Origin of the sequence: Lactobacillus ultunensis DSM 16047 (genome assembly GCF_001436305.1) — a bacterium.
Taxonomy (GTDB): domain Bacteria; phylum Bacillota; class Bacilli; order Lactobacillales; family Lactobacillaceae; genus Lactobacillus; species Lactobacillus ultunensis.
The window spans coordinates 1-890 of sequence record NZ_AZFO01000079.1 but is presented as its reverse complement, the minus strand read 5'-3'; the positions used below and the strand labels follow the sequence as shown (position 1 = coordinate 890).

The 890-nt window shown below is 39.9% G+C and carries 2 protein-coding genes; both read left to right on the top strand.

Going from position 1 to position 890, the window contains the following annotated elements; genetic code table 11:
- The coding region (locus tag FC57_RS10385) for a helix-turn-helix domain-containing protein (RefSeq protein ID WP_156655825.1) at positions 1–491 on the top strand (491 nt) is incomplete at its 5' end.
- Between the two features lie 56 nt (positions 492–547).
- The coding region (locus FC57_RS10380; protein ID WP_156655824.1) for an IS3 family transposase at positions 548–890 on the top strand (343 nt) is incomplete at its 3' end.

Sequence of the window (890 nt, the reverse complement as noted above, 5' to 3'; positions counted from 1 at the left end):
CATCAGATTCTTTAGCTAATAAGTATGGCATTAGAAGCGGTGGAACAGTAAGAATTTGGGTTTCCAAGTATAATAGTCATATAGAAAATCGGGACTATGATCCCCATCCGGAGGCCTATATGACTAAAGCGAGAAGAAAAACTACTCAGCCAGAAAGAATTCAAACTGTTCAGTACTGTCTTGATCACGACAAAAACTATGCAAAAGCTGCAGCTAAATTCAGTTGCTCCTACCAACAGGTCTACAGCTGGACACAAAAATATCTGGCTGATGGTGAAGCAGGGTTAATAGACAGACGAGGAAAACGCAAGCAGCCGGGAAAGCTGTCTGAACTAGATTTAGCCAACCGCAGAATCAAAGAGCTGGAACGAAAGCTGAAAGAAGAACAAACCAAGAATGAATTTCTAAAAAAATTAGATCAACTAGAAAGGATGTGCTTGCCGGGCAGCCAAAATACAGACAAGCCGCAATCAGAAGACGCTGGAAATTAGAAACATATCAATTGATCCATGATTGCCATCAAAAATATAATTGGAAGATCGATTTAATGTGCAAATGGGCCAAGATAGCCCGCTCAGCCTATTACAAACATTTTGATCCTCAACGTCAATCTAGTCAGCGAGAAGAACGAGACAAAAGGATTGAAGCTAAGATTATCGCAATAGCCAAGTCAAATCACAGTCTCTTTGGAACAGAAAAGATGACTATGGCCGTTAATCGTCAAATGTCTGATGAAAGACCAATTTATCATAAAACTGTTTACCGCCTGATGTGTATTAACGGCATTAGCTCCCAAAAGCCTAGATATCAGAAGCCTAAATTCAAGCATACAACGCCTGAGAAAACCGTTGAAAACAAGCTAAAAAGAGAATTTAATGCTTCCAAGCCTA